Source organism: Streptomyces sp. NPDC058086, from assembly GCF_042885015.1.
Taxonomy (GTDB): Bacteria; Actinomycetota; Actinomycetes; order Streptomycetales; family Streptomycetaceae; genus Streptomyces.
In genome coordinates this window covers 20,647-28,409 of sequence record NZ_JBHVST010000124.1, presented here as the reverse complement: position 1 = coordinate 28,409, position 7,763 = coordinate 20,647, and the positions used below count along the sequence as shown (strand labels likewise).

The window sequence follows — 7,763 nt, the reverse complement described above, 5'->3', positions numbered from 1 at the left end:
GCCTCCGGCAGCCGAATACTCCGCTACGCTCCGTTTCGCGCGTCCCCGCGCGAATTGCCCGCCTCCGGCGGGGTGGTTTATGAATTCGCCCTCCGGGCGAAATTCATAAACCTGCGTGCCTCCGGCACGAAAAGCGTTGTGATGTTTATGAATTGAGGGGGTTTCAGGAATGGCCGGGGCGTGGGGTGTTGGGAATGGAATTCCATTCCATCCAAGGGTTCCAGGGATTCTCCGAATTCCCCGGAACAGGATGGGAATTGGGAGTGGTATTCCATGGAGAACAGTAAACCATGGAATACCAGGGCGGGTTGGGCCCCTCCGGGACCCAACCCGCCCGGAGCGGGCCCGGTGTGACCGTGCGCCAGAGCCGTCGACCGGCCCCTCCGGGGCCAGGTGGCGTGCCATCCCCCCGCCCAGGGCCCAGGAAGACGCGAGAGAGGGCGTGGGAGCCCTCCGGGCACCCACACACCCACCAGCTCCCGACCCGCCACGGTGGGGCGACCTCCGGGCGCACCCACCCCACACGACAGCCTGATGCACCATCACACAGACCCCCGAGGCCGCCGCGCCGACCAGGAGACCACCCCGCGTTTCCTCCCTGGAGTTGATTCGACCGTCCATACTGGAGTCGACTTCCCGCAATATTGATTGAATCAATGCGTCATGCCTGGACGGATTGGGAGCCCGCTGGCCCCGATGACGATGACGTCTCGGGCCGAGGGCCGGGTCAGCCACTCGAGCTCACTGGCGTCGACGGCGCAGCACAGACACCCGTTCCCGAGGGACACGGTGGAGTTCACGGCCTGGCATCGATCTCGATCGCCCCGAAGTCGTGGACAACGGCGCCGATACGGCTGCCCCCGCTCCGGTGCACGAGGTGGTTGAGCACGGTGGTCTTGCCGGAACCCAGGAAGCCAGCGAGAAGAACGACGGGGATCTGCTGCGGGCTGGGCCGGCTCAACAGGCGACCTCTTTCACACCGACCCGTGCACCGTTCTTGGACGAGGAAGACTGCCGCCCACGGATACGAGCGGCAGGAATCCCCGCGAAGTGAACGATCGTTAGCAGCCCTCGCGGGGCACACGTTGGGCATGGCGCCGGTAAACGCGACCCGCACATCCCTCCGTGCGCCTCCTCCCCGCCTCCCCGCCGATCAGAGCCGCTCGGCAAAACTGGGAGACGGCAAGCGCGCCGCCCACCGCTCGCCGGTCCGCTCCCTGTCGCCCCACAACCGACGACCGGCGGAACGGTCGCCTGATTCGGGGGTTGACATGGCCACACAGAATTCCGCGATACGGAGGCTTGGCTCAGGTGCCTGGGCCAAGCTCGCCCTCGCGGCCAACGTCGTCGCGGAACGCAGCTCACGGCAGCGCAGGCGCGCCGTACTCACCGAGCAGCACCGGCTCCATTTCGATCTGCTGTGCAAGGCCATGGACGATCCCGCCCTCGCCGCAGTCCTGAACACGTACGAGACGGAGATCACCTCCGAGGAACAGCGGCAGTACCTCTTCGCCAACGCGCTCTACATCAACGCCCTGTACTTCCATCGGATCGGGGCCCTGACACGTGCGGAGCTGCACGGCCACTTCCGCATCATGTGCCAGAACCAGATCTTCCGGGCGTACTGGGTGGCGACGGAGCACCACCGCAAGAGCCTGCCCGACTCCTCCGAAGAGGCCGAACTGGGTCGGATGATGGACAGCCTGATACAGGATCAGACGGACTCCGACACCGACGAATGGTGGGTCGTGGGAGAACCGGACGAAGAATCGCCGTGAAACTTCGCGCCGGTCAGAACCCCTTTGTGCCCCGCACACGGTCGCGCCGCGCCGTCCCCGCACGCCGCCAATGCCTCCGACGCGCACCCATCACCTCAGTACCAGTTTTCGGCAAGGGGAGATGCAGAAATCGCCGACTGCTTGTTGTTGCTTTGCGCACCATGGGCAAAAGAAGCCGCTACGTTGTCGCCTGGCCAGATTTCCGGCCACTCCGACGAACACCCCTGCGCTCGGAGACACCTTGCTGCCTCCGACGAACATCTCCGCTCGGAGACACCCATCAGCCCGAGCCATAAGGGCGGTACCACTCCATGAAGATCATGCGCTGTGTCGGCGCCACACCACGCTCCGAGAAATCCCTTCCGCTCAACAGGAGGGGCGTACGTACAGGCCCCGGAAACCCTCATCCAGGAGGCGGATCGCCTCATAGCCACAGCTGCGCCTCATCCAAAAGCGCCAGCCCGGTCCCCAGTCGCCTCGAACTCCGTGTTCAGATCGACGAACTCCGGCCGGCAGGCGGAGAGCCACTCAAAGGTGACCTCCTCCTCCCCGCACCGCTTCTCCAGCTCCTCGATGCCCCGGTCTGTGACCAGGGAGCGCTCCGGAACACGAGCAGAGGAGCAATAGCCCTTCGTCAGACACGTGATGGAGTGGCACTGCGCCGGGAAACCACTGAGTCACCTCAGCGCACAGAGGAGCGCAAGGACGCCCAGCCAGCCCCGGTACGGATCCGCGACTCGGGGCCGCTGACCCGCCTGAACGGGACCTGCACGGTGCAGGCATTGGCGGCTGGTCCACCGACCAGCAAATACCGCTCGGCGGCGACGTCCCGCCGCCTGGCGTCTCCGGCGGACCGGCCGCCGATCCCGCAAGCGGTGCGGTCGTCGGCATACGAATGAGCGGATCCAGATACTCGGCCGGCTCGCCGACCAGCCGCCGCCGGTCAGCACCCGAGGGCTCCTTGACATCCTCGAATCCCTCCTCGGCGCGATCCCGCCTCCGGCGCCCCGCGGCTGGCGCAACGCACTGGGAGCGCTGTACGAGAGCTCCCGCCAGGACGGCGCACTCGAACTCGTGCAGCGGGGCAGGGAACTAAACCGCTGCGACCGACGAGTCTCCGTGAGTCAGCCCACCCGCGAGGTGGTGCGCGTCGGCAACGACGAGCGCACCCTGCTGGCCGGCCTGCCCGGTACCCTCGCGGCGCCCCTCGCCGAGGCGTTCCGCCAGTGCGACGAACCCGGGCGGCCCGCCGTCCTCCAGGTCACGCTGCCCGCTGCTCGGCCTGGACGTCGACACCGGGCGGTTCGGGCCGGAGCGGCCCGCGCCGGGCCATGAAAGCGGTGTACTGCGCCGCCCCATGCAAGACGCCGCATGGCGGCTGCACGGGGAAACCGTCTGGGACGTACCCGAGGCCTACCGGCCCAAGGGCATCGCCCTGCTCTACGACGACCCCACCAGCCCACTGCCCGGAGCCGACGAACTGCTGGAAACACCGTGAACCAGCAGCGGCCCGATGCCCGTCCACCCGCCTTATGGCCCCCCGCCCGACCTTCTACGGTCTGAGGCCAGCCGGCCCACCTACCGCAGCCGCAGAAGTAACAAGGAGCCGAGGTGCAAGAAGTGAAACCCAGGACCGACGTGGACTACACCCCCGGCGCAGATGGCCCCAGCGAATGGTCCCTCAGCCGGAGAACCGGCAAACCCCGCAACCGCATCAGCACACCGCCGGACACGCCACCCCCGCGGCCCTTCAACGGCGGACCGCTGGTCGAGCCCGCCACCGACAGTCCCTCCGCCCAGCAACGGGTGCGCACCGACACAAGGCCGAGCTGCACCGGCCCCGCGCCGAGGAGCTGGAGACCGTCAACACCGCCCTCCACCTCCGCTGCCCGCTGCTGGTCACCGGCAAGCCCGGCACTGGCAAGAGCACTCTCCCGCACGCCATCGCCCACGAACTGGGCCTGAGCCGGGTGCTGCGCTGGCCGGTCACCAGCCGCACCGTCCCGGGCGACGGCCTCTACCACTACGACACCATCGCCCGGCTCCAGAACAGCCAGATCGCTTCCCGCACCCGAGGCGCCCCGGCCGGCGGCCTCAACAGCCGCATCCGGCTCGGCCAACCGGGCACCGCAACACCGCCCACCGCCAAACCCCCGGTACAGCTCGACGAGTTCAACAAGAACGACATCGACCTGCCCAACGACCTGCTCAACATCCCGAAGGAAGACGAGTCCACCACGAACCCTCCCCGGCGAGCGGCGGTCGCCCGCCGAGCGCCACCTCACCCCCCGCACTCCACCATGAACGACCTACCGCTCCCCCGGTTCCTAGGCCGCACGGGGAGCGGCAGGCCCACCAGGAAGTCCGCCCTACCAGGAGAACTCCCGATGCCCGACCAGAATCCCACCCCAGCCACCCACACGCCCAACACCACCGACGACACGCACGACACCGAGGGCAGGATCGTGTCCTTCCGATGGCCCAGTAAGCCAGCCCTCTCAACAGGAGCCTGCTTCACCTACGCCTTCTCCCTCGGCGGCCTGCTCGCCACCGGCCGCATCAGCGACCCGACCCGGGCCTGGCAACTCGTCGTCCTCGCCGTCACCTCCATGACATGCGGCGCGATCCTCGCCCTCACACAACGCACCCGCCGCCGCTCAACCGACGGCTGAAACCCCGGCCGTATGGCGGGCGGTACCGCCGTACAGAAGCGCCCCCTCCCCCACCGCAGTACGGGAGGGGGCGCCTTTCTCTCGACCGCCGCGAGACGGGGGCGGACGGCCGTCCTGCGGACATGTCGGTGAGGGCTTGCCCAACCGCTCTGCCTACACCCTCGGCGGCAGCTGCGGTAGGTACAGGGGTAGTTGGTGCGCATACCACGGAGGGCAGAGCACCCTGATTCTGGGCAGGTGCGGGCCGCTGAGCCCCCTCCCACTACGGCTCAGTCGGCTCTGTGGTCGCGGCTTCCTGGACGAGAGGCAACCCAGGTCCGGACGGTGCCCGCGTACCAATAGGGCTTCCCGCTCTCCACGTAGTCGGGCGGCGGCAGCAGTCCGTGCTTGCGGTACGACCGCACGGTGTCCGGCTGCACCTTGATGTGCGCCGCAATCTCCTTGTACGACCAGAGCCTACGGTCAGTCGCTATGGAGGGCTCTTCTCCTTTGGGTCGGCTAGAACTGGGAGCTGCGAGAGGATCCCATACCCGAATGACATCGTCATATCCGATGGTGGCCAGAAGACTGTGCTGACCGGGCCTGTCGATGCCAGCCATAGCCAATACCTCTGGCGGGTGGATGGTGCATATTTCACGGTGCGCTGGGGGATGGTACTGCAGATCCCATAGCCGCACGGTACCGCTATAGTCCGCTGTTGCTAGGTGCCGCCGCCCAGTTGAATCAATGAGGGAACTCATAGCGCGTCCGGGGAATGCGCCGGTCCAGTTTGTCCTACCGACTGGAGTCCCGTTCCGTGCATCCCATAGATGAACCACGCCGCCGTATCCGACTGTAGCGAGCAGCGGGGGGCCATCTGCGTCCGGGAATTCCGTCATCGACAGAACATCCATAGGGTGAATGACGTACCGGATGCCGCGTGAACGTCCGTCGCGTGAATCCCACATATGCACTTCCCCTGCGTAGTTGATCCCCGCGATGAGTGGGGGGCCCTTACGCTGCGGGACAGTGGCGATTGCCACGATTCCCGGCGCTTGCAATCTGAAGGGCGTGCCGACCGCACGGCCCGTCTCCAGATCCCAAGTTCGTGCCATCGCGTCCGTACGGTTGTACGTTACAAGGTGCGTTTGGCCCTCGGGTGCAGGGAAAGAAGCCATTGTTATGGCACCGCCGGGGATCCTAAATGCGAACCGCGCCTTGGCCTCTTGGAGCGGTGAGCTTCGGGATGGCCGACGGCCGGATTTAGCTGCCTCCCGTTCACTCAGGAGGTCGGGGACGTGGATGACCATCGCACGTCTTTTGAAGACGTCCAAATTAGTGCGTTCCCAGTAATGGGACCGTATGGTAGCCACGATCATGACTGGCGGCTGTGTGCCGTCGTACTGCGTAAGGTCGACCCCCCAGAATCGCTCCAGGTTGTCGAGCCATATCACCGTCCTTGGGCGGATCAGTGGCATCCCCTTCTCTAGATCCTGGGCTGTAGGAGGCGCCCACAGAACCCAGTCGTCTGGGAGAGCGCACACGGCCTCCCAGGCAGAGCGCGTCTTACCCGAGCCCTCATTGCCCACAAGAACAATGAACGTGCGCCCCCGCGTGGCGCCTCGACGGACGATGTCTCGCAACGGAGCATCGTGCTCGCGCTCTACATATGGTGGGATCTGATCCGCTTCATCGCCCGCAAGCGTCGTTGGGCGTACGCCCAACGACAGAGGTCGTGTCTCCGAGATCGGCATCCCGCGGGGCAAGGCTGACTGTGCAAAGGGGATGGCTCCCGGGCCGACCTTCCGCGTTCCCGTGTCTCCAGCCCTGGTGCGCATGGCTGGGAAGTCACCGCCGGACCCTTGTGGAAGCCGCTCGAGGTACTCAGCTACATCCCGGCGGACGAGCTCCTGAACGGTGGTGATCTCATGGCGGAGTTGGGCGCCGAGTAGTGCCTCGCGCACCCCGGGCAGGAATTCGAACTGGTAGCGCGCCATGTCGAGCGTGCGGTGTCCACCCTGCCAGCGTTCAAAGAGCCCGCCGAGGGCCACTTCTACGATGTGGCCGTGTTCGGAGTGCGGGAGCATGGCCCGGCGCACGAGCGTCATCACGGGAAGGGTCAGCGGAACGGCGGACAGATAGCCCGCCAGCTCTTGGGCGATAGGTGACGCGCTCTCCTGGAAGCGGCGAAGGGCTTGTATCGCGTCGGGCTTCTGGGATGCGGAGAGGACTGGAGCGGCTGTTGGCTCAACGCCGGTTGGCGTCCGGCTGATCGTGAGGCTTGGCAGCCTGCTCCACCGTCCTTCACCGGCCACCAGCGATGCCAGCGCGCTGAGCCCCGTCGGGGAAGTCTCCATCATGGGAATCGCAATGCTGCCCGCGAGCCGCTCGCGGTCTCTGCCCCTGCTGCTCGACCGATCGCGGCCACCGCGCGGGGATGTAGGGGCCAGGCGCCACGATACGTTGGGGGCCGCTGGCCGAGCGGCTCTCACAAGCAGACCCGAAGGGGGCACTGCGCCCCGGCTCCACAGACGGCGGGGAAGCACGTTCAGGATGGCCAGCGGGTTGTGCGCTGCCCATTGGCGCAGGACGGCCTCAAGGTTGGTGCCGCTCCAGCCCTGGGCGACCGTGTCCGTGACTACCAGGACCAGACGGTGCCCGGACGGATCGGCGACCTCCTGCGGGCTGCGGGAGTCGTCGGCTGTCGCCCGGCCGACAGTCGGTGTGCCTCCCGCGTCGGTTCCGCTGAGGAACCACACCCGTACGTCGCGGAAGATGCCGGTCTGCGCAATGGTGCGGCGCAGCTCGCTGACCAGGTCGTGCCACAGCAGCATCGAGTGGTGTGTGTCGATGACCAGGGCCAGGTCGAGCCAACGGCCGCGTTGCGGCTTGAGGATCGGTACGACGATGCCGTGTTCGGCACTGTTGTTGACGCTGAGTTCCTCGTCCAGCTCCGTCCTGGTGACGCCAGGTACGGTCCGGCGGCCAAGGGGGCGCAGTGCCCGCATGACGCCGAGAGGGTTGTCCAGGGCCATGGCTCGCCGGACCAGGACTGCTTCGCCGCTGAGAGCGTTCGGGTCTGTCGCGCTCGCGTGCTGCTGGGGTGCGGCGCTGTAGTAGCGTTCGCGGGCCTGGGATCCGCTGTCGGCTCGATCTGGATTGGCCGGCGGATCCGTCAACTGCGCATCACTGGACGGCTGTTCGCTGGCAGTCGTGTGGGCTTGGCGCCCTTCGGTACTGATGCGTGTGGCCAGCCACAGGATGTCTGCCAGTTCTTCTGGGCCTGCGTCGGCGCCCGATTCGACCAGTGCTGTGAGCAGTTCCTCGATCACCG

Annotated in this window: 6 protein-coding genes and 1 pseudogene; 4 read left to right on the top strand and 3 right to left on the bottom strand. The window is 66.7% G+C overall.

Features of this window, described 5'->3' with window-relative positions; translation table 11 throughout:
• Positions 1 to 680 precede the first annotated feature (680 nt).
• Positions 681 to 961: pseudogene (locus ACFVWD_RS49715) on the bottom strand (GTP-binding protein); the annotation flags it as partial.
• A 310-nt stretch (positions 962 to 1,271) separates the two neighbouring features.
• Between ACFVWD_RS49715 and ACFVWD_RS49710 the strand changes: the two are divergent.
• The gene (locus ACFVWD_RS49710) at positions 1,272 to 1,778 is read left to right on the top strand and encodes a DUF6082 family protein (protein WP_389602357.1); all 507 of its coding nucleotides are present in this window, start codon (positions 1,272 to 1,274) and stop codon (positions 1,776 to 1,778) included.
• A 443-nt stretch (positions 1,779 to 2,221) separates the two neighbouring features.
• Here the strand turns inward: ACFVWD_RS49710 and ACFVWD_RS49705 are convergent, their stop codons facing one another.
• Positions 2,222 to 2,371 (bottom strand): DUF6104 family protein, encoded by a 150-nt coding sequence (locus ACFVWD_RS49705; RefSeq protein WP_389605118.1) that lies wholly within the window; start codon positions 2,369 to 2,371, stop codon positions 2,222 to 2,224.
• Between the two features lie 526 nt (positions 2,372 to 2,897).
• Between ACFVWD_RS49705 and ACFVWD_RS49700 the strand changes: the two genes are divergently transcribed.
• The 3 genes from ACFVWD_RS49700 to ACFVWD_RS49690 all read left to right on the top strand — a co-directional run bounded on the left by ACFVWD_RS49700 (position 2,898) and on the right by ACFVWD_RS49690 (position 4,450).
• Entirely contained in the window at positions 2,898 to 3,113 is a 216-nt protein-coding gene (locus ACFVWD_RS49700) for a hypothetical protein (protein ID WP_389605115.1), read from the top strand.
• 22 nt (positions 3,114 to 3,135) lie between these two features.
• Positions 3,136 to 3,276 carry a hypothetical protein gene (locus ACFVWD_RS49695; RefSeq protein ID WP_389605114.1) on the top strand — a complete coding sequence of 47 codons (141 nt, stop codon included), beginning with the start codon at positions 3,136 to 3,138 and terminating at the stop codon, positions 3,274 to 3,276.
• A gap of 175 nt (positions 3,277 to 3,451) precedes the next feature.
• A complete protein-coding gene (locus tag ACFVWD_RS49690) occupies positions 3,452 to 4,450 on the top strand; it encodes a hypothetical protein (protein ID WP_389605112.1) in 999 nt (332 codons plus the stop codon).
• A gap of 269 nt (positions 4,451 to 4,719) precedes the next feature.
• Here the strand turns inward: ACFVWD_RS49690 and ACFVWD_RS49685 are convergent, their stop codons facing one another.
• Entirely contained in the window at positions 4,720 to 7,761 is a 3,042-nt protein-coding gene (locus ACFVWD_RS49685; RefSeq protein ID WP_389605111.1) for an SAV_2336 N-terminal domain-related protein, read from the bottom strand.
• Positions 7,762 to 7,763: the final 2 nt, after the last annotated feature.